The 21,035-nt window shown below is 60.4% G+C and carries 18 protein-coding genes and 1 other RNA gene; 17 read left to right on the top strand and 2 right to left on the bottom strand.

The window, feature by feature from the left end:
• Window positions 1-36: 36 nt before the first annotated feature.
• A complete protein-coding gene (locus ACGJAX_RS01165) occupies window positions 37-399 on the bottom strand; it encodes a YraN family protein (protein WP_090325049.1) in 363 nt (120 codons plus the stop codon).
• On the bottom strand, window positions 399-2,210 hold the full coding sequence (locus ACGJAX_RS01160; protein WP_090325047.1) for a penicillin-binding protein activator: 1,812 nt from the start codon (window positions 2,208-2,210) through the stop codon (window positions 399-401). The genes ACGJAX_RS01165 and ACGJAX_RS01160 overlap by 1 nt, the downstream gene beginning before the upstream one ends.
• A 187-nt stretch (window positions 2,211-2,397) precedes the next feature.
• Between ACGJAX_RS01160 and rsmI the strand changes: the two genes are divergently transcribed.
• The 17 genes from rsmI (at window position 2,398) to ftsZ (ending at window position 20,956) form a co-directional block, all read left to right on the top strand.
• On the top strand, window positions 2,398-3,270 hold the full coding sequence (gene rsmI / locus ACGJAX_RS01155) for a 16S rRNA (cytidine(1402)-2'-O)-methyltransferase (protein ID WP_247256350.1): 873 nt from the start codon (window positions 2,398-2,400) through the stop codon (window positions 3,268-3,270).
• A 75-nt stretch (window positions 3,271-3,345) separates the two neighbouring features.
• An RNA gene (gene rnpB, locus ACGJAX_RS01150) (RNase P RNA component class A) lies at window positions 3,346-3,699 on the top strand.
• A 447-nt stretch (window positions 3,700-4,146) separates the two neighbouring features.
• The gene (gene mraZ / locus ACGJAX_RS01145; protein WP_003205355.1) at window positions 4,147-4,602 is read left to right on the top strand and encodes a division/cell wall cluster transcriptional repressor MraZ; all 456 of its coding nucleotides are present in this window, start codon (window positions 4,147-4,149) and stop codon (window positions 4,600-4,602) included.
• On the top strand, window positions 4,599-5,546 hold the full coding sequence (rsmH, locus tag ACGJAX_RS01140; protein ID WP_162493938.1) for a 16S rRNA (cytosine(1402)-N(4))-methyltransferase RsmH: 948 nt from the start codon (window positions 4,599-4,601) through the stop codon (window positions 5,544-5,546). The genes mraZ and rsmH overlap by 4 nt, the downstream gene beginning before the upstream one ends.
• On the top strand, window positions 5,543-5,836 hold the full coding sequence (ftsL, locus tag ACGJAX_RS01135; RefSeq protein WP_090325044.1) for a cell division protein FtsL: 294 nt from the start codon (window positions 5,543-5,545) through the stop codon (window positions 5,834-5,836). Before rsmH ends, ftsL begins: the two co-directional genes overlap by 4 nt.
• Window positions 5,836-7,575 carry a penicillin-binding protein 2 gene (locus tag ACGJAX_RS01130; protein WP_174552505.1) on the top strand — a complete coding sequence of 580 codons (1,740 nt, stop codon included), beginning with the start codon at window positions 5,836-5,838 and terminating at the stop codon, window positions 7,573-7,575. The genes ftsL and ACGJAX_RS01130 overlap by 1 nt, the downstream gene beginning before the upstream one ends.
• Window positions 7,575-9,038, top strand: a complete 1,464-nt coding sequence (locus ACGJAX_RS01125; RefSeq protein WP_247256351.1) for a UDP-N-acetylmuramoyl-L-alanyl-D-glutamate--2,6-diaminopimelate ligase — start codon at window positions 7,575-7,577, stop codon at window positions 9,036-9,038. The genes ACGJAX_RS01130 and ACGJAX_RS01125 overlap by 1 nt, the downstream gene beginning before the upstream one ends.
• Entirely contained in the window at window positions 9,031-10,398 is a 1,368-nt protein-coding gene (gene murF / locus ACGJAX_RS01120) for a UDP-N-acetylmuramoyl-tripeptide--D-alanyl-D-alanine ligase (protein ID WP_390957227.1), read from the top strand. Before ACGJAX_RS01125 ends, murF begins: the two co-directional genes overlap by 8 nt.
• The gene (mraY, locus tag ACGJAX_RS01115; protein ID WP_390957226.1) at window positions 10,398-11,480 is read left to right on the top strand and encodes a phospho-N-acetylmuramoyl-pentapeptide-transferase; all 1,083 of its coding nucleotides are present in this window, start codon (window positions 10,398-10,400) and stop codon (window positions 11,478-11,480) included. Before murF ends, mraY begins: the two co-directional genes overlap by 1 nt.
• A 5-nt stretch (window positions 11,481-11,485) precedes the next feature.
• The gene (gene murD / locus ACGJAX_RS01110) at window positions 11,486-12,832 is read left to right on the top strand and encodes a UDP-N-acetylmuramoyl-L-alanine--D-glutamate ligase (RefSeq protein WP_390957225.1); all 1,347 of its coding nucleotides are present in this window, start codon (window positions 11,486-11,488) and stop codon (window positions 12,830-12,832) included.
• Window positions 12,829-14,046 carry a putative lipid II flippase FtsW gene (gene ftsW / locus ACGJAX_RS01105; protein WP_090325034.1) on the top strand — a complete coding sequence of 406 codons (1,218 nt, stop codon included), beginning with the start codon at window positions 12,829-12,831 and terminating at the stop codon, window positions 14,044-14,046. Before murD ends, ftsW begins: the two co-directional genes overlap by 4 nt.
• Window positions 14,036-15,106 carry an undecaprenyldiphospho-muramoylpentapeptide beta-N-acetylglucosaminyltransferase gene (gene murG, locus ACGJAX_RS01100; protein ID WP_390957224.1) on the top strand — a complete coding sequence of 357 codons (1,071 nt, stop codon included), beginning with the start codon at window positions 14,036-14,038 and terminating at the stop codon, window positions 15,104-15,106. Before ftsW ends, murG begins: the two co-directional genes overlap by 11 nt.
• Entirely contained in the window at window positions 15,099-16,559 is a 1,461-nt protein-coding gene (murC, locus tag ACGJAX_RS01095) for a UDP-N-acetylmuramate--L-alanine ligase (protein WP_090325031.1), read from the top strand. The genes murG and murC overlap by 8 nt, the downstream gene beginning before the upstream one ends.
• A complete protein-coding gene (locus tag ACGJAX_RS01090) occupies window positions 16,556-17,539 on the top strand; it encodes a D-alanine--D-alanine ligase (protein ID WP_090325029.1) in 984 nt (327 codons plus the stop codon). The genes murC and ACGJAX_RS01090 overlap by 4 nt, the downstream gene beginning before the upstream one ends.
• 4 nt (window positions 17,540-17,543) lie before the next feature.
• A complete protein-coding gene (locus tag ACGJAX_RS01085; RefSeq protein WP_090325028.1) occupies window positions 17,544-18,410 on the top strand; it encodes a cell division protein FtsQ/DivIB in 867 nt (288 codons plus the stop codon).
• 15 nt (window positions 18,411-18,425) lie between these two features.
• The gene (gene ftsA / locus ACGJAX_RS01080) at window positions 18,426-19,685 is read left to right on the top strand and encodes a cell division protein FtsA (RefSeq protein WP_090325026.1); all 1,260 of its coding nucleotides are present in this window, start codon (window positions 18,426-18,428) and stop codon (window positions 19,683-19,685) included.
• Between the two features lie 77 nt (window positions 19,686-19,762).
• The gene (gene ftsZ / locus ACGJAX_RS01075) at window positions 19,763-20,956 is read left to right on the top strand and encodes a cell division protein FtsZ (RefSeq protein WP_047532942.1); all 1,194 of its coding nucleotides are present in this window, start codon (window positions 19,763-19,765) and stop codon (window positions 20,954-20,956) included.
• Window positions 20,957-21,035 lie beyond the last annotated feature (79 nt).

Raw genomic sequence — 21,035 nt, 5'->3', positions numbered from 1 at the left:
AAGTGTTGTCGGGTGTCCGGTTCGGAGCTTAAGCGATCAGCTGTCGAAGGCATTCTGCAACCAGTTCAACTGATCGAGTTTACTGTCGATGGCAACCACGTCGAAACGGCAAGGGGAATTGGCCCAGCGCGACTCGCACTGAAGAAAATACTGCGCGGCAAAAATCAGTTTCTGCCGTTTGCGCTCATCGATGCTATCGAGCGCGCCACCCCATTGAGTGTTTTTTCTGTAGCGAACTTCAACGAATACTACTGTATCGCCATCAAGCATGACCAGATCAAGCTCGCCGCGTTTACACAACCAGTTCTGCGCCAGCAGGCGCAGACCTTGTTGTTGGAGATGCTCGAGCGCATGGCGCTCGGCATCTTTACCGCTTTGCTGGCGTGACCTGTCAGGCATCAGCGCGGGGTGTCCGGCAGACGTTGAATCTGGCCATTGACGAACTGGGCCCATGGCAACTGTCTTACGACGCGCTGGTTCTGAGTGATGCCCAGGCTGCCCGATTGACCTTCGACACGGCTCTCCGGCAAGGCCTTGAGTTGCCCCAGACGTGGAGCCAGGCGATAGGCATCGACGCCCATGGCGTAAAGGCGCCCCAGGCTTCCGGCCGCTTGTGGCCATTGTGCGGTGACCTGGCGGCGCAGTGGATCATTGGCATCCAGCAGCCATGGGGTTTCGCAGAAACGGATGCCGTTCATGTCGTTGTACTGGTTCACATCGCCACTGGCGCTGAAAACGTGGGAAGTGGCGTAAACCGGAACATCACCCGCGTACTGGAAGTTCAGGGTCGGTTTGATTTGTTGGGCCTGTTGTGGCGTGGCAGCCAGGAAGATGAACTCGATGTCCTGGCGCCGGGAAGGCTGGGCGCTGACCTGGGAGCCAATGGTGCTTTGCAGGCTCTTGGCGCGACCTTCGCTCTGACGCAGCTGGAACATGTCGGCAATTTGCTGGGCCAGTTGCACCGGCTGGTCGACGCGTTCGGTGACGACGATGCTGCCTCCGTTAGCTTGCCAGTCCTGGCTGAAAGCCTTGAGTACGCGATCGCCCCATTCACCTTTCGGCACCATGATGGCAGCACGATGCAGGCCATCGGCGCGAGCGCGGCGCGATACTTCGCGTGCCTCGTCTTCCGCTGCAAGACCAAACTGGAACAGTTGGGCAGGACCTTGTTCACCTTCGCTGTAGTTCAGCGCCAGTGTGGTGATCGGCAGTTGTGGGCGAGTGCTGAGCTGTTTGACCAGCGGCTTTTCCAGCGGACCGACGACCAGTTGCACGCCGTCGGCCTGGGCCTTGCGATAGAACTCGTCAAGGGAGGTCAGGTGCGAGCTGTCATAGAACTCGATGGCTGGCGGCTTCTGCCCGGCTTGTTGGGCCTGGTAATGGGCAGCCATGAAACCTTCGCGCAATGCCTTTCCGACCGAAGCCAATGGACCGTCCTGTGGCAGCAGCAGGGCGATTTTGCCAAGGGGCTGACTGGCCAGCTCCTTGAGATTGGTCAATGGCAGAGGCAGCTGGATAGCGGCCGGGTGTTTCGGGTTCTGGGCGCGCCAGTTGTCGATTGCGGCCTGTTGTTGTTCCAGGGTGCCGGCCGATTTTACGGCCAGTGCCAGTGCCATCCAGCCGCCGAGGTCGTCGGTGGTGGTCGGTTGCAATTGATCGGTGGGCAACGAAGCGATCAGTGCCCAGATGGCTTCGTGGTTTTTGCGGGCTGCGTCACCGGTCAGCATCGGTGCGATAAAAACGCGTTCCCGTGCTGCGGCGAGCGTCTGGCCATCGGCTTCAAGGGCCCGGGCGTGAACGGTGCCAGTGCGTACCTGCTGTTCGGCGGGCATTTCACTCAGGCGTTGCAGGCTTGGGTGGCTCAAGGCGGTCAGCGCCGCCTTGGGCTGGTTACGGGCCATGGCCAGCTCAGCCGCCAGGGTGTTGGCGAAGATCTGTTGTCCCGGCTTGAGTTGTTCGACCGGAACCTGTTGCAGGATCTGCGCGGACTGGCCGGCATTGCCCTGACGATAGGCCATGTCCGCCGCGCTCAGGCGAAGCAGGGCGGCGTCTTCCGGATTTTTGCTTTGGGCTGCCTTTTCAAGCAATTGCTCGATACTGGCATCCGGGGTCCGAGGAAGTTCGCCAAGGCTGGAGGAGGGCGAGCTGGCGCAAGCCGCCAGCAAGGCAGCGAGGCAGAGGGCAGTAAACAGCCGCAGGCAAGCGATCATGTAAGCGTTCCTGATACTCGATCAAATTAGCGTGGAATTGTACCCAAGCACTGGCCGGGGCGCGATGTTACTGGCGTGAATCGATCAATTTAGCTCGTAGAAATGTTGCGGCAAGGCACAAAAGGCTGAAAAAGCGAGCGTCGCTACGCGTTACAATGTCGGCTTTATCGATTGTGAGGTGTGCGCTTTGACTGCTCCAGGTGCTTTGAATTCCGCTGCTGGCTCGCTTTATGTGGTGGCGACGCCCATCGGCAACCTGGACGACATCAGTGCGCGAGCGCTGAAGATCTTGCGCGAGGTCGCGCTGATCGCCGCCGAAGACACCCGGCATTCCCAGCGCTTGATGCAGCACTTCGGTATCCCGACGCCGCTGGCCGCTTGCCATGAGCACAACGAGCGGGATGAAGGCAGCCGCTTTATTACCCGGCTGCTGGCCGGTGACGATGTGGCGCTGATTTCCGATGCGGGGACACCGCTGATTTCCGATCCAGGCTATCACCTGGTGCGTCAAGCCCGTGCGGCAGGCATTAATGTAGTGCCGGTGCCAGGCGCCTGTGCGTTGATCGCGGCACTGTCGGCGGCGGGGTTGCCATCGGATCGTTTCATTTTCGAGGGGTTTCTGCCGGCCAAGGCCGTGGGGCGGCGCGCACGCCTTGAACTCATTAAAGAGGAGCCGCGCACGCTGATTTTTTACGAAGCGCCGCACCGTATCCTTGAATGCCTGCAGGACATGGAGCTGGTATTTGGCGGTGAGCGTCCGGCATTGTTGGCGCGGGAACTGACAAAGACCTTTGAAACACTCAAAGGCTTGCCATTGGCCGAGCTGCGTGAGTTCGTCGAGTCGGACAGCAATCAGCAGCGCGGCGAATGCGTCGTGCTGGTGGCGGGATGGACGGCTCCGGAAAGCGAGGATGCTGTCAGCAGCGAGGCGATGCGCATCCTCAATCTGTTGCTCGAAGAAATGCCGCTCAAGCGTGCTGCGGCATTGGCGGCGCAAATTACCGGCGAGCGCAAGAATGTGCTGTACCAGGTCGCGCTGGATAAACAAAAGGGCGAGTAAAACCCGACGCAATGGGGTGGCTAAAGGCTTTTAGCGCTTGTTCTTCCGGCGCTCTGCCGTTAACCTTCGCGGCGGAGAGTCGATCGGACAGTCGCTGCCCTCTATGAAAATTAGGGGGGGGAGGAAAGTCCGGGCTCCATAGGGCGAAGTGCCAGGTAATGCCTGGGAGGCGTGAGCCTACGGAAAGTGCCACAGAAAATAACCGCCTAAGCGCTTCGGCGCCGGTAAGGGTGAAAAGGTGCGGTAAGAGCGCACCGCACGTCTGGCAACAGTTCGTGGCTAGGTAAACCCCACTTGGAGCAAGACCAAATAGGGTCCCAAGGCGTGGCCCGCGCTGGGACCGGGTAGGTTGCTAAAGATGTCCAGTGATGGCCATCGTAGACGAATGACTGTTCAAGACAGAACCCGGCTTACAGATCGACTCTCCACCTTTTTTCTATCCTCTGCTTAAATCATTTAGCAGGGTGCGGGTGATGGCATTCTTGTCATAGAGTGTCGTCGGGATCCGGAGTTAGGTGATATCAATTAGCCTGCGCTGGTGATGATCGCCGAAACTCGAAGCAGCATCGTTTTTCCCTCCTTTCAGAATCGTCGGCAGAAGCACTTTCGTAATACCGAAAAAATCTTACTCTTAATAAATTACTTTAACTTCTGAACGCAGCCTTCTGTGCTGATTCAAGTTATCGGGCAGTTTCATCTGCCGGATTCTTGTTCTCCCTCCTTTTATGCTCCTAAATCTCAGTTCTGTAAGGGTTTTCCTTTAATGCGCGCCTTGACGGTGTGGTGGGCGCATTCCTATAGTGTGCGCAAGTGGCGGAAAGTGGCATGAAGTGGGTTTTTTGAGCGCAAAAAGCTAATATTTGGAGAAACGCTGACGTGTTTCGCGGAGCCAACGCTATCAGTCTCGATGCAAAGGGCCGTCTCGCCATGCCGAGCCGGTACCGTGACGAGCTCGTTTCGCGTAGTTCCGGTCAGTTAATTGTCACAATTGATGCCGTTGATCCGTGCTTGTGTGTTTACCCCCTCGACGAGTGGGAAATTATTGAAACCAAACTGCGCGCACTGCCTTCGCTTCGCGAAGAGAACCGCCGCCTGCAACGTTTACTGATTGGTAATGCCGTCGACCTCGAGCTCGATGGCAGTGGTCGTTTTCTGGTTCCGCCGCGTCTTCGTGAATATGCCAAGTTGGATAAGCGCGCGATGTTGGTAGGCCAACTGAACAAGTTCCAATTGTGGGACGAGGATGCCTGGAACGCGGTTTCTGCCGCGGACCTGGCTGCTATTCAACAACCGGGCGCCATGCCTGATGAACTGCGTGATTTGATCCTGTGACTATTGATAGCGGCTTTAACCACATCACCGTACTGCTTGACGAAGCCGTCGAGGCTCTCGCCGTACGTCCTGATGGCTGCTATCTGGACGGTACGTTCGGGCGCGGCGGGCACAGTCGGTTGATCCTCAGCCAGCTCGGTCCCGATGGCCGGTTGCTCGGGTTCGATAAAGATCCTCAAGCGATTGCCACCGGGCAGACGCTAGCGGCCGAAGACGGCCGCTTTGTCGTTGTGCAGCGCAGCTTTGCCGAGCTTGGTTCGGAGGTTGCCGATCGTGGCCTGCACGGTAAGGTCAGCGGCGTATTGCTCGACCTGGGTGTGTCTTCGCCGCAACTGGACGACCCGGAGCGTGGCTTCAGTTTCCTCAATGACGGTCCTCTGGACATGCGCATGGATCCCTCTCGCGGGATCAGCGCCGCCGAATTCGTCAATACCGCGCCGGTGGAAGAAATTGCCCGTGTGTTCAAGGAATACGGCGAAGAGCGTTTCTCCGGTCGCATGGCCCGTGCCGTGGCCGAGCGTCGCGATATCAAACCGTTCGAGCGAACGGCCGACCTGGCTGAAGTCCTCAAGGTCGCCAACCCGGCGTGGGAAAAGGGCAAAAACCCGGCAACCCGTGCTTTCCAGGGCTTGCGTATTCACGTCAACAACGAATTGGGCGATCTGGAAGCTGGCCTCGAAGCCGCTCTGGACTGCCTGGAAGTGGGCGGTCGTCTGGTCGTAATCAGCTTCCACTCGCTGGAAGATCGCATCGTCAAACTGTTCATGCGCAAACTGGTGAAAGGCGAAGCCGACAACCTGCCGCGCAACCTGCCGGTTCGGCATGTCGCTTTCGAACCGAAAATCAAAGTCCATGGCAAAGCGCAGACGGCCTCCGACGCCGAACTCAAAGCCAACCCACGCTCCCGTAGCGCTGTCATGCGCGTGGCGGAGAAGCTGCGGTGAGCAAGCTATTCGCCAAGCCACTGCCCGGCGGAAGCTTCTTCATGCTGCTGCTGTTTATCGCCGTGCTCGTGTCGGCGATCGGCGTGTCCTATAGCGCGCACTGGAATCGTCAACTGCTCAACTCGCTCTACAACGAGTTGAGCGTGCGGGACAAGGCCCAGGCCGAGTGGGGACGGTTGATTCTTGAGCAGAGCACCTGGACCGCGCACAGCCGAATCGAAGTGCTGGCGACCGAACAACTGAAGATGCACATTCCCGGTGCCGCCGAAGTGCAGATGGTGGCGCCATGATGAAACTCGAAGGTGCACTCTTCCCATGGCGGTTCCGCGTGGTCCTGGGTTTGCTCGGTATCATGGTGGCGGCGATTTGCTGGCGCATTATCGATCTGCAAGTCGTCGACCGTGACTTCCTCAAGGGTCAGGGAGACGCGCGCAGCGTTCGTCATATCCCGATTCCAGCTCACCGTGGTTTGATTACCGACCGTAACGGCGAGCCTCTGGCCGTCAGCACGCCGGTGACCACCCTGTGGGCCAACGCCAAGGAAATGCAGCTGGCCAAAGAGAAGTGGCCTGCACTGGCCGCGGCCCTGGGTCAGGACCCGAAAGCCCTGGCCGAGCGCCTTGAGGCTCAAGCCAATAAAGAATTCATCTATCTGGTGCGCGGGCTGACGCCTGAGCAAGGCCAGGCTGTGCTCGATCTGAAGGTGCCGGGTGTTTACGGTATCGAAGAGTTTCGTCGCTTCTATCCGGCCGGTGAAGTGACCGCGCATATGGTCGGTTTTACCGATATCGATGACCACGGTCGGGAAGGTGTCGAGCTGGCCTATGACGAATGGCTGGCCGGCGTTCCCGGCAAGCGCCAGGTCATCAAGGATCGGCGCGGCAGGTTGATCAAGGATGTCCAGGTCACCAAAAACGCCAAGGCCGGAAAGCCCTTGGCGTTGTCCATTGACCTGCGTCTGCAATACCTGGCGAACCGTGAATTGCGCAACGCTATCATCGAGAATGGCGCGAAAGCCGGCAGCCTGGTGATCATGGATGTGAAGACCGGCGAGATTCTCGCCATGGTCAACCAGCCGACCTATAACCCGAACAACCGCCGCAACCTGCAACCGGCGATGATGCGTAACCGCGCGATGATCGACGTGTTCGAACCGGGTTCGACCATGAAGGCGATTTCCATGAGCGCGGCCATTGAAACCGGGCGCTGGAAACCGAGCGATACCGTCGAGGTTTACCCGGGCACTTTGCAGATTGGTAAATACACCATCAAGGACGTCTCCAAGACCGAAGGTCCGGTGCTGGATATGACCGGCATTCTGATCAACTCCAGTAACGTCGGCATGAGTAAGGTCGCGTTCGATATCGGCGGCGAGACGATTTTCCGGCTGGCGCAGAAAGTCGGTCTCGGCCAGGACACCGGCCTGGGTTTCCCGGGCGAGCGCGTCGGCAACCTGCCGAACTACCGCGAATGGCGCAAGGCCGAGACCGCCACGCTGTCCTACGGCTACGGTATTTCGGTAACGGCGATCCAGCTGGTTCACGCCTTCTCGGCCCTGGCCAACAACGGCCGCCTCGCGCCGCTGACCCTGATCAAGACCGACAAGGCGCCGCAAACCACCCAAGTGCTGCCTGAAGCCGTGGCGAAAACCATGCAGGGCATGCTGCAGCAAGTGATCGAGGCCCCGCGCGGCGTGTTCCGTGCGCAGGTGCCGGCGTATCACGTGGGCGGCAAGTCGGGTACTGCGCGTAAAACGTCGGTCGGTACCAAAGGCTACGCCGAGAACTCCTATCGCTCGCTGTTCGCCGGCTTCGGCCCGATGAGCGATCCGCGTTACGCCATTGTGGTGGTGATCGATGAACCGACCAAGGCCGGCTACTTCGGTGGTTTGGTATCGGCACCGGTATTCAGTCGCGTCATGTCCGGCACCTTGCGCCTGATGAACATCACCCCGGACAACCTGCCACCTACTCAACAAGCGAACGCAACGCCGGTCGTTCCACTGAAAGCCAATGGAGGGCGCGGCTGATGTCTCTTAGCCTGAACAAGATTTTCCCTCACGCTGGCCACGATCTGCTGATTCGTGAATTGGCGCTGGACAGTCGCAACGTACGCGCGGGCGATCTGTTCCTCGCGGTACCGGGCGGCAAATTCGATGGTCGTACGCACATCGCCGACGCTCTGGCGCGTGGCGCTGCCGCCGTGGCTTACGAAGTGGAAGGCGCCACCGTGCTGCCGATCACTGAAGTGCCATTGATTCCGGTCAAAGGCCTGGCGGCGCAACTTTCGGACATCGCCGGACGATTTTATGGCGAGCCGAGTCATCATCTGAACCTGATCGGCGTGACCGGCACCAATGGCAAGACCAGCGTGACTCAGCTGGTTGCCCAGGCGCTGGACCTGCTCGGTCAGCACTGCGGCCTGGTTGGCACCCTCGGCACCGGTTTCTACGGTGCGCTGGAAAGCGGCCTGCATACCACGCCGAATCCTATCGCCGTACAAGCCACTCTGGCGGACCTGAAAAAGGCCGGGGCCAAAGCCGTGGCGATGGAAGTTTCTTCCCATGGTCTGGATCAGGGCCGTGTGACGGCATTGGCGTTCGATGTGGCAGTGATGACCAATCTGTCCCGAGATCACCTGGATTACCACGGCACCATGCAGGCCTACGGCGAAGCGAAGGCCAAGCTGTTTGCGTGGAATGACCTGAAATGCCGGGTGGTCAACCTCGATGACGAATTCGGCCGGCAACTGGCCGCCGATAAACGCGAGTCGCGGTTGATTACCTACAGCCTCGAAGACTCCAGTGCTTATTTGTATTGCCGCGAAGCGCAGTTCGACGACGAAGGCGTGCGCGCCACGTTGGTCACGCCGCAAGGCGAGCATCATTTGCGCAGCGCCCTGCTCGGTCGCTTCAACCTGAGCAACGTGCTGGCAGCGGTGGGCGCTTTGCTCGGGCTGGATTATGCGCTGGACGAAATCCTCAAGGTGCTGCCAAAGCTGGAAGGCCCGGCCGGGCGCATGCAGCGTCTGGGTGGAGGCTCGCAGCCATTGGTCGTGGTCGATTACGCCCATACCCCGGACGCATTGGAAAAAGTATTGCTGGCCCTGCGTCCGCATGCCAAGGGCCGGTTGCTGTGCCTGTTTGGCTGTGGCGGCGACCGTGATCGCGGCAAGCGTCCGTTGATGGCTGAAGTGGTCGAGCGCCTGGCCGACGGCGTGCTGGTGACCGATGACAACCCGCGCACGGAAGACCCGGCGCTGATTTTCGACGACATCCGCGCCGGTTTCACGGCTGTCGATAACGTGACGTTCGTTGCCGGCCGTGGCCAGGCCATTGCCCAACTGATCGCCAGCGCCTCGGCAGATGACGTGATCGTGCTGGCCGGTAAAGGTCATGAGGACTATCAGGAAATCAACGGCGAGCGTCACGCCTTCTCTGATCTGGTCGAGGCCGATCATGCCTTGACCGCGTGGGAGGTGGCCCATGCTTAAGGCCTTGAAACTGAGTGAACTGACTGGCGCGCTGAATGCTCGTCTGGTCGGCGCCGATGCCAGCTTCGACGGCGTCAGCATTGACAGTCGCGCGATCAAGCCCGGGCAACTGTTTATTGCGCTGACAGGTCCGCGCTTCGATGGTCATGACTACCTGAATGATGTCGCCGGCAAAGGCGCCGTGGCAGCGCTGGTCGAGCACGAAGTCGCCGACAGCGCGCTGCCGCAATTGGTGGTCGCAGATACCCGTCGGGCGTTGGGTCAACTGGGTGCGTTGAACCGTGCGGCCTTCACACATCCCGTCGCAGCCATCACCGGTTCCAGCGGCAAGACCACGGTCAAGGAAATGCTCGCGAGCATCCTGCGCACACGCGGTTCGGTGCTGGCAACCCGTGGCAATCTGAACAACGACCTCGGCGTGCCGCTGACCTTGCTCGAACTGGCGCCGGAACACAGCGCTGCCGTGATCGAACTGGGTGCTTCGCGCCTGGGCGAAATTGCTTACACCGTCGGCATGACCAAGCCGCACGTGGCCATTCTCAACAATGCCGGGACCGCCCACGTGGGTGAGTTCGGCGGGCCGGAAAAAATCGTCGAGGCCAAGGGTGAGATTATTGAAGGGCTGGATGCCGATGGCGTCGCCGTTCTCAATCTGGACGACAAGGCTTTCGACATCTGGAAGGCTCGCGCCGCTGGTCGCAAAGTGCTGACGTTTGCCCTGAGCAATGTCAACGCGGATTTCCATGCGAGTGACCTTGGTCGTGATGCTCGCGGCTGCCCAGCGTTCAATTTGCACAGCCCTGAAGGCGTGGAACGCGTCCAGCTGAACCTGCTTGGCACCCATAACGTCGCCAATGCCATGGCCGCCGCGGCTGCCGCCCATGCCTTGGGCGTGTCGCTGTTCGGCATTGCGACGGGTCTTGGCGCGGTACAGCCGGTCAAGGGACGGACTGTCGCGCAACTGGCCAGCAATGGCATGCGCGTAATTGATGACACTTACAACGCGAACCCCACCTCCATGTGCGCGGCGGTTGATATACTGGCCGGCTTTTCCGGTCGCACCGTTCTGGTGCTCGGAGATATCGGCGAGCTGGGCGAATGGGCGGAGCAGGGGCACCGCGATGTGGGCGAATACGCCCGAGGCAAGGTTTCTGCGCTATACGCCGTCGGGCCGATGATGGTCCACGCCGTCAACGCCTTCGGCCCACAGGCCTATCACTTCAGCACGCAGGCTGAATTGATCAACGCCCTGGGTGCCGAGCAAGACACAAACACCACCTTTTTGATCAAGGGTTCGCGCAGCGCCGCGATGGAAAACATCGTTGCCGCTTTGTGCGGGACCAGTCTGGAGAAACATTAATGCTGCTGCTGCTAGCGGAGTATCTGCAACAGTTCTACAAAGGCTTCGCGGTCTTTCAGTACCTGACCCTGCGCGGGATTCTCGGTGTACTGACCGCGTTGGTTTTGTCGCTGTGCTATGGCCCGTGGATGATCCGCACCCTGCAGAACCGTCAGATCGGTCAGTCCGTTCGCAACGATGGTCCACAATCGCACCTGTCAAAATCCGGCACCCCGACCATGGGCGGTGCACTGATTCTTTCGTCCATCGCCGTCAGCACCCTGCTGTGGGCTGACCTGACCAACCGTTATGTCTGGGTTGTGTTGCTGGTGACGTTGCTGTTCGGAGCCATTGGCTGGGTCGACGACTACCGCAAGGTGATCGAGAAAAACTCCCGCGGCCTCCCTAGCCGCTGGAAGTATTTCTGGCAGTCGGTATTCGGCCTGGGCGCAGCAATCTTCCTTTATATGACTGCCGCCACTCCGGTGGAAACCACCCTGATCCTGCCGATGCTCAAGGACTACAGCATTCCGCTGGGGGCTGGTTTCATCGTGCTGACCTACTTCGTGATCGTCGGTTCGAGTAACGCGGTCAACCTGACCGATGGCCTCGACGGCCTGGCGATCATGCCGACGGTGATGGTGGGCGGTGGCCTGGGCATCTTCTGCTACCTGTCGGGTAACGTGAAGTTCGCCGAATACCTGCTGATTCCCTACGTACCGGGCGCGGGCGAGTTGATCGTGTTCTGCGGCGCGTTGATCGGTGCGGGCCTGGGTTTCCTCTGGTTCAACACCTATCCGGCCCAGGTCTTCATGGGCGACGTTGGTGCTCTGGCGCTGGGCGCGGCCCTGGGCACCATCGCCGTGATCGTCCGTCAGGAGATCGTCCTGTTCATCATGGGCGGCGTGTTCGTGATGGAGACCCTGTCAGTCGTCATTCAGGTTGCCTCTTTTAAACTGACCGGTCGCCGCGTATTCCGCATGGCGCCGATTCACCACCACTTTGAACTCAAGGGCTGGCCCGAGCCGCGCGTGATCGTCCGTTTCTGGATCATCACCGTGATTCTCGTGCTGATCGGCCTTGCCACCCTGAAGCTGAGGTAGAACGAGTGTCTCTGATCGCTTCTGACCACTTCCGCATCGTTGTCGGCCTCGGCAAGAGCGGCATGTCCCTGGTTCGCTTCCTGGCGAATCGGGGCGTGGCCTTTGCAGTGGCCGATACGCGGGAAAATCCACCGGAACTGGCCACGCTCAAGCGTGACTATCCGCACGTGGAAGTGCGTTGTGGCGAGCTGGACGTGGAATTCCTGTGTCGTGCCGACGAACTTTACGTGAGCCCCGGCCTGGCGCTGGCGACTCCGGCCCTGCAGGCCGCCGCTGCCCGTGGCGTAAAACTGTCCGGCGACATCGAGCTGTTCGCGCGTAACGCGAAGGCGCCCATCGTCGCCATCAGTGGCTCCAACGCGAAAAGCACCGTGACCACCCTGGTCGGCGAGATGGCCGCAGCGGCCGGCAAGCGTGTCGCCGTCGGCGGCAACCTCGGCACACCGGCGCTGGACCTGCTCAGCGATGACATCGAGCTGTACGTGATGGAGCTGTCGAGCTTCCAGCTGGAAACCACCGATCACCTCGGCGCTGAAGTGGCGACCGTGCTCAACGTCAGCGAAGACCACATGGATCGCTACAGCGGTCTGCCGGCGTATCACCTGGCCAAACACCGGATTTTTCGTGGTGCCAAACAGTTCGTGGTCAACCGTCAGGACGCCTTGAGCCGTCCCCTGATGGGCGAGGGGCAGCCGTGCTGGACCTTCGGTCTGAGCAAACCCGATTTCAAGGCCTTCGGTATCCGTGAGGAAGACGGCGAGAAGTACCTGGCTTTCGAATTCCAGAACCTGATGCCGGTGCGCGAGCTGAAAATTCGCGGCGCCCATAACCAGTCCAACGCCTTGGCGGCCTTGGCGCTGGGTCACGCCGTCGGCCTGCCATTCGACGCCATGCTGTCGAGCCTGCGCACTTTCGCCGGCCTTGAGCATCGCTGCCAGTGGGTCCGCGATCTCGACGGCGTGAGTTATTACAACGATTCCAAGGCCACCAACGTCGGCGCTGCACTGGCCGCGATTGAAGGTCTGGGCGCGGACATCGACGGTAAACTTGTGCTGATCGCCGGTGGCGATGGCAAGGGTGCCGAGTTCAAGGACCTGCATAATCCAGTGGCGTCCAATTGCCGCGCCGTGATCCTCATGGGCCGCGACTCCGACAAGATCGGCCAGGCCATCGGCGACGCCGTGCCACTGATTCGAGTCAGCTCGCTGATCGAAGCGGTCGAGCAATGCCGTGCTGTCGCCCAACCGGGCGATGCCGTGCTGCTGTCTCCGGCCTGCGCCAGTTTTGACATGTTCAAGAACTACGAAGACCGTGGTCACCAGTTCGTCCGCGCCGTGGAGGAACTGGCATGAGCATGAGAAACATCATCAAGCCTTATCCATCGCCGATCATCACCGGGCGTGGCATCGACCTCGATTTTCCGATGCTCGCCGGCTGCCTGGGCTTGCTCGGTCTGGGGTTGATCATGATTGCCTCGGCGTCGACCGAAGTCGCGGCGGCGCAATCGGGCAGTGCCCTGTATTACATGATTCGTCACCTGATCTACGTCGTGCTGGGTCTTGGCGCCTGCGTCATCACCATGATGATTCCGATCGCGACCTGGCAGCGCCTGGGCTGGCTGATGCTGCTGGGGGCGTTCGGTTTGCTGGTGATGGTGATCGTCCCGGGCATCGGTCGCGAAGTGAACGGTTCTATGCGCTGGATCGGCTTCAGCTTCTTCAACGTTCAGCCTTCCGAGATCGCCAAGGTGTTTGTGGTGATCTACCTCGCCGGTTACCTGGTGCGTCGCCAGAAAGAAGTGCGCGAAAGCTGGATGGGTTTCTTCAAGCCGTTCATCGTGCTGCTGCCGATGGCGGGACTGTTGCTGATGGAGCCGGACTTCGGTGCCACCGTCGTGATGATGGGTGCTGCGGCGGCGATGCTATTCCTCGGCGGTGTCGGGCTGTTCCGTTTTTCCCTGATGGTCGTGCTGGCCGTGGGGGCGGTGGTGCTGTTGATCAAGATGCAGCCGTATCGGATGGCGCGTCTGACCAACTTTGCCGACCCGTGGGCCGACCAGTTCGGTGCCGGTTATCAGTTGTCCCAGGCATTGATCGCTTTTGGTCGTGGTGAATGGTTGGGCGTCGGCCTGGGCAACAGCGTGCAGAAACAGTTCTACCTGCCGGAAGCCCACACTGACTTCGTGTTCTCGGTCCTGGCCGAAGAACTGGGTGCCGTGGGTTCGTTGTGCACCGTGGCACTGTTCGTATTCGTCTGTATTCGCGGCATGTACATCGGCTTGTGGGCCGAAAAGGCCAAACAGTTTTTTGCTGCTTACGTGGCCTATGGTCTGTCGTTCCTGTGGATCGGTCAGTTCCTGATCAACATCGGCGTGAACGTCGGCCTGCTGCCGACCAAAGGCCTGACGCTGCCGTTCCTCAGTTATGGCGGCAGTTCGTTGGTGATTTGCTGTGCCTGTCTCGGCTTGTTGCTGCGCATCGAGTGGGAGAGTCGAACCCACCTGGGCAGCGAGGAGATGGAGTTCCACGAGAGCGACTTCGCCGAGGAGCCGAACCATGGGCGCTAATGTCTTGATCATGGCCGGCGGCACCGGTGGCCACGTGTTCCCGGCGCTGGCCTGTGCGCGTGAATTCCAGTCTCGCGGTTACACCGTGCACTGGCTTGGCACGCCGCGTGGCATTGAAAACGATCTGGTCCCGGCGGCCGGCATTGAGCTGCATCGGATCAATGCCAGCGGTCTGCGTGGCAAGGGCAAGCTGTCGCTGCTCAAGGCGCCGTTCATGTTGCTCAAGTCGGTATGGCAGGCGCGGGCGATCATTCGTCGGTTGCGACCCGTCTGTGTCGTCGGTTTTGGCGGTTATGTGACCGGTCCTGGTGGTGTTGCAGCCAAACTGGCCGGCGTGCCGGTGATCGTTCACGAGCAGAACGCCGTTGCCGGTACCGCCAATCGGTTGCTGATGCCGTTGGCCGCCCGGGTCTGTGAAGCCTTCCCTGACACCTTTACCCTGTCGGGCAGCCGTCGGACCACTGGTAACCCGGTGCGCACCGAGCTGTTCCTCGAAACACCGCGACCGGCCCTGGCCGGTCGCAAGGCGCGTTTGCTGATCCTGGGCGGAAGCCTGGGCGCAGAGCCGTTGAACAAGTTGCTGCCTGAAGCCTTGTCGCAAGTCGCCGTCGACTTGCGTCCGGAAGTGTTCCATCAGGCCGGCAAAAACCACGATGAAGTGACTGCAGAGCGCTATCGCGCGGCTGGCGTCGAGGCGCAAGTGCAGCCCTTTATCAAAGACATGGCCCAAGCCTATGGCTGGGCCGACCTGGTGGTATGTCGCGCAGGTGCGCTGACCATCAGTGAACTGGCCGCCGCCGGACTGCCCTCGATGCTGGTGCCCTTGCCCCACGCGATCGACGATCACCAGACCCGCAACGCCGAATATTTGGCCCGGGAAGGTGCTGCCTTCCTGATGCCGCAAAGAACGACCGGCGCAGCGGATCTTGCCGCGCGCCTGACAGAGGTCCTGATGCAACCACAACGACTCAACGATATGGCTACCGCGGCCCGCCGCCTGGCCAAACCCGATGCCACCCGTAGCGTGGTCGATACCTGCCTGGAGGTGGCCCATGGTTGAGAATCAGAAAGCCATGCCACAACCGGAAATGCGCCGCATCCGTCGAATCCACTTCGTCGGGATCGGCGGCGTGGGCATGTGCGGGATCGCCGAAGTGTTATTGAACCTGGGCTATGAAGTGTCCGGTTCCGACCTGAAAGCATCCCCAGTCACTGAGCGCCTGGAATCGTTTGGCGCGCATATTTTCATCGGCCATCGCGCCGAAAACGCGGCTGCCGCCGATGTGTTGGTGGTGTCGAGCGCGGTGAACACGTCCAACCCGGAAGTCGCCACCGCGCTGGAGCGCCGGATTCCGGTGGTGCCTCGGGCGGAAATGCTGGCCGAGCTGATGCGCTATCGCCACGGCATCGCCGTCGCCGGTACCCACGGCAAGACCACCACCACCAGCCTGATTGCTTCGGTGTTCGCGGCCGGTGGCCTGGACCCGACGTTCGTGATCGGCGGTCGTCTGAATGCCGCGGGCACCAATGCCCAGCTCGGTACCAGTCGTTACCTGATTGCCGAAGCCGACGAGAGTGACGCGAGCTTCCTGCACTTGCAGCCGCTGGTGGCCGTGGTTACCAACATCGACGCCGACCACATGGCGACCTACGACGGTGATTTCAACAAACTGAAGAAAACCTTCGTCGAGTTCCTTCACAACCTGCCGTTCTATGGTTTGGCGGTGGTGTGCCTGGACGATCCGGTGGTGCGTGAAATCCTGCCGCTGGTCAAACGTCCGGCCGTCACCTACGGCTTTGGCGATGACTGCGACGTGCGCGCGATCAATGTGCGCCAGCAAGGCATGCAGACCTTCTTTACCGTGCTGCGTCCCGATCGCGAGCCGCTGGACGTCTCGGTCAACATGCCGGGTAACCACAACGTGCTGAATGCACTGGCCACCATCTGCATCGCGACTGACGAAGGCGTCAGCGATGAAGCCATCGTCCAGGGCCTGTCCGGGTTCCAGGGCGTTGGTCGACGCTTCCAGGTCTACGGCGAACTGCCGGTAGAGGGCGGCAATGTGATGCTGGTGGACGATTACGGTCACCACCCGACCGAAGTCGCGGCAGTCATCAAGGCGGTACGCGGTGGCTGGCCGGAGCGTCGCCTGGTGATGGTTTACCAGCCGCACCGCTACAGCCGCACGCGCGACCTGTACGACGATTTCGTCAATGTACTGGCCGACGCCAACGTGCTGCTGCTGATGGAAGTCTATCCGGCCGGCGAAGAGCCGATCCCGGGCGCCGACAGCCGCAAGCTATGCAACAGCATCCGCCAGCGCGGACAGCTTGATCCGATCTACATCGATCGCGGCGTTGACCTCGCGCCTATCGTCAAGCCGCTGCTGCGCGCCGGCGACATCCTGCTGTGCCAGGGGGCCGGTGATATCGGTGGCCTTGCACCAAAACTGTTGAAGAGTGAGTTGTTCGCTGGCGCCGTTGCGGCGTCGGTCGAGGGGAAGTTGAAATGACTGCTGCGTACGCCAACCTCGTCTCCACTGTTGCGCCGAAAGACTTCGGCCGGGTCGCCGTACTGTTCGGTGGCAAGAGTGCCGAGCGCGAAGTATCCCTGAAGTCGGGCAACGCGGTTCTCGATGCGCTGCAAAGTGCGGGTGTGGACGCGTTCGGGCTTGACGTGGGCGATGACCTTCTGCAGCGGCTGATGAGCGAAAAAATCGACCGCGCCTTCATCATCCTCCACGGTCGTGGCGGTGAGGACGGCAGCATGCAAGGCCTGCTCGAATGCCTGGGCATTCCGTACACCGGCAGTGGCATTCTCGCTTCGGCACTGGCCATGGACAAGCTGCGCACCAAGCAGGTCTGGCACAGCCTGGGCATTCCGACGCCGCGTCACGCGGTACTGAGCAGCGAGGCCGATTGTATTTCGGCAGCGACGGAACTGGGCTTCCCTTTGATCGTCAAACCGGCCCATGAAGGTTCAAGTATCGGGATGGCCAAAGTGACTTCCGCGTCCGAATTGATTGACGCCTGGAAAGCGGCCAGTACCTACGATTCGCAAGTGTTGGTCGAGCAATGGATTCAAGGTCCGGAGTTCACCATCGCCACCCTGCGTGACCAGGTGTTGCCACCGATTGCCCTGGGCACGACGCACAGTTTCTACGACTACGACGCCAAGTACATCGCCAACGATACCCAGTACCGCATTCCGTGCGGGCTGGACAGCGCCAAGGAAAAGGAACTCATGGACCTCACGGCGAAAGCCTGTGAGGCGCTGGGGATCGCCGGTTGGGGCAGGGCGGACGTGATGCAGGACGCCGAAGGGCAGTTCTGGTTCCTGGAGGTCAACACGGCACCGGGCATGACCGATCACAGTCTGGTTCCGATGGCGGCCCGTGCCGCCGGTCTGGATTTCCAGCAACTGGTTCTGGCCATCCTGGCTGAGAGCGTTGTCGGCAACACGGCCGGCAACCCAGAGTCGACGCGAGGTTAAGACCATGCAAGGCGCACAGCTAAGACATCAGCCACCCGCTCCCGGCCGCAAGCCGGTGCCGCGGGGTGCCAGCCGAATGGTGGCCAAAGAGCCGATGTCCGTGCGCCTGCCGAAAGCCAATTTTGGTTTTCTCAAAGCCTTGTTCTGGCCGGTGCTGCTGGTCGCATTGGGGTTCGGGACTTACGAAGGCGCGCAGCGTTTGTTGCCGTACGCCGACCGGCCGATCACCAAGATCAACGTGCAGGGCGACTTGAGCTACATCAGCCAGCAAGCGGTGCAGCAGCGGATCGCCCCGTACGTGGCGTCGAGCTTCTTCACCATCGACCTGGCGAGCATGCGCACCGAGCTGGAACAAATGCCATGGATTGCCCACGCCGAAGTGCGTCGGGTGTGGCCGGATCAAGTGGTGATCCGCCTGGAGGAACAACTGCCGGTAGCCCGCTGGGGCGACGAGTCGCTGTTGAACAACCAGGGTCAGGCGTTCACCCCGCGTGAACTGGCGAACTACGAACACTTGCCTCAGCTGTTTGGCCCACAACGGGCTCAACAGCAAGTGATGCAGCAATACCAGGTGTTGAGCCAGATGCTCAGGCCGCTGGGTTTTTCGATTGCACGCCTGGAGCTGCGTGAACGTGGCAGCTGGTTCCTGACCACCGGCCCCGGCAGTGCGGGCCCCGGGATCGAGCTGCTGCTGGGACGCGGCAACCTGGTGGAAAAGATGCGCCGCTTCATTGCCATCTATGACAAGACGCTCAAAGAACAGATTACGAACATTGCGCGCATCGATCTGCGCTACGCCAACGGCCTCGCTGTTGGCTGGCGGGAACCTGTAGCGCCCACGACAGCCCAACCCGCTGTCGCGAAGAATTAAGAAGAGGCAGGACCCATGGCAAACGTGCAAAGCGGCAAAATGATCGTCGGTCTCGATATCGGCACCTCCAAGGTGGTGGCGCTGGTGGGCGAGGTTTCTGACGACGGCACGCTGGAAATCGTCGGGATCGGTACCCATCCGTCCCGTGGCCTGAAGAAAGGCGTGGTGGTGAACATCGAGTCCACCGTGCAGTCGATCCAGCGCGCGATCGAAGAAGCACAACTGATGGCGGGTTGCCGCATTCACTCGGCATTCGTCGGTGTGGCGGGTAATCATATCCGCAGCCTGAACTCCCACGGCATCGTGGCGATTCGTGATCGCGAAGTGAGCTCTGCCGACCTCGAGCGCGTACTCGACGCTGCCCAGGCCGTGGCGATCCCGGCTGATCAGCGCGTGCTGCACACCCTGCCGCAGGATTACGTGATTGATAACCAGGAAGGCGTCCGCGAGCCATTGGGCATGTCCGGCGTACGTCTGGAGGCCAAGGTTCATGTGGTCACCTGCGCCGTCAACGCCGCACAGAACATTGAAAAGTGCGTTCGCCGCTGCGGTCTGGAAATCGACGACATCATTCTCGAGCAACTGGCTTCGGCCTACTCGGTACTGACCGACGACGAGAAAGAACTGGGCGTATGCCTGGTCGACATCGGCGGCGGCACCACCGACATCGCCATCTTTACCGAAGGCGCAATCCGGCACACCGCGGTGATCCCGATTGCCGGCGATCAGGTGACCAACGACATCGCCATGGCGTTGCGCACCCCGACCCAGTACGCCGAAGAAATCAAGATCCGCTACGCCTGCGCCCTGGCCAAACTGGCTGGCGCCGGTGAAACCATCAAGGTGCCAAGCGTTGGCGACCGTCCACCTCGCGAGCTGTCCCGTCAGGCCCTGGCCGAAGTGGTCGAGCCGCGTTACGACGAACTGTTCACGCTGATCCAGGCCGAACTGCGCCGCAGTGGCTACGAAGACCTGATTCCGGCCGGCATCGTGCTGACCGGTGGTACGTCGAAAATGGAAGGCGCCACCGAACTGGCCGAGGAAATCTTCCACATGCCGGTGCGCCTGGGCGTGCCGCATGGCGTGAAAGGCCTCGATGACGTGGTCCGCAACCCGATCTATTCCACCGGCGTTGGCCTGTTGATGTACGGCCTGCAGAAGCAATCCGACGGCATTTCGTTCTCGGGCATCGGCAGCCGCGACAGCTACAGCAACGAAGAGCCGAAAGGCGCCTTGCTCGATCGCATCAAGAGCTGGGTCCAGGGCAATTTCTAAGATTTACCGCAGCACCGTTACACCGTTGTAGATACAGGCAGTAGGCGAAAAACTAGAGAACGTAAAGGAGAGGGAAAATGTTCGAACTCGTAGACAACATCCCCGCAAGCCCGGTTATTAAAGTTATCGGTGTTGGCGGTGGCGGCGGCAACGCCGTGAATCACATGGTCAAGAGCAACATTGAAGGCGTTGAGTTCATCTGCGCCAACACTGATGCCCAGGCGCTGAAAAGCATCGGCGCGCGGACCATCCTTCAACTGGGTACCGGCGTGACCAAAGGTCTGGGCGCTGGCGCCAACCCTGAAGTAGGTCGTCAGGCCGCTCTCGAAGATCGTGAGCGCATTGCCGAAGTCCTGCAGGGCACCAACATGGTGTTCATCACCACTGGCATGGGCGGTGGTACCGGTACCGGTGCTGCGCCGATCATTGCTGAAGTGGCCAAGGAAATGGGGATCCTCACCGTTGCGGTGGTGACCCGTCCGTTCCCGTTCGAAGGTCGCAAGCGCATGCAGATCGCCGACGAAGGCATCCGTCTGCTTTCCGAAAGCGTCGACTCGTTGATCACCATTCCCAACGAGAAGCTGCTGACCATCCTCGGTAAAGACGCCAGCCTGCTGTCGGCTTTCGCCAAGGCTGACGATGTACTGGCCGGTGCCGTTCGCGGTATCTCCGACATCATCAAGCGTCCTGGCATGATCAACGTCGACTTCGCCGACGTACGTACCGTGATGAGCGAAATGGGCATGGCGATGATGGGCACTGGCTGCGCCAGCGGTCCGAACCGTGCGCGTGAAGCGACTGAAGCCGCCATTCGCAACCCGTTGCTCGAAGACGTGAACCTGCAAGGTGCACGCGGCATCCTGGTGAACATCACGGCCGGTCCTGACCTGTCCCTGGGTGAGTACTCCGACGTGGGTAGCATCATCGAAGCCTTCGCTTCCGAGCACGCAATGGTCAAGGTCGGTACCGTTATCGATCCGGACATGCGCGACGAGTTGCACGTGACTGTGGTTGCCACCGGTCTGGGCGCAAAAATCGAGAAGCCTGTGAAGGTCATCGACAATACCGTTCACACCTCAATGGCTTCGCAGCCGCAACAACAAGCCCCTGCTCGTCAGGAAGCTCCAGCGGTGAACTACCGTGACCTGGACCGTCCGACCGTCATGCGCAACCAGGCTCAGGCCGGTGCTGCGACTGCCGCGAAGATGAATCCGCAAGATGATCTGGATTACCTGGATATCCCGGCATTCCTGCGTCGTCAGGCCGATTGATGAAATGTATCAGGGCTATGAAGGTGATTGGTGTTCAGCAAAGGCGTGGTCTGCTATCATCGCCAGCCTTTGTTGATAC

Source organism: Pseudomonas moorei (assembly GCF_042846945.1).
GTDB classification, from domain to species: domain Bacteria; phylum Pseudomonadota; class Gammaproteobacteria; order Pseudomonadales; family Pseudomonadaceae; genus Aquipseudomonas; species Aquipseudomonas moorei.
The sequence above is the reverse complement of the archived record's forward strand: the minus strand, read 5'-3'. Positions and strand labels throughout refer to the sequence as shown.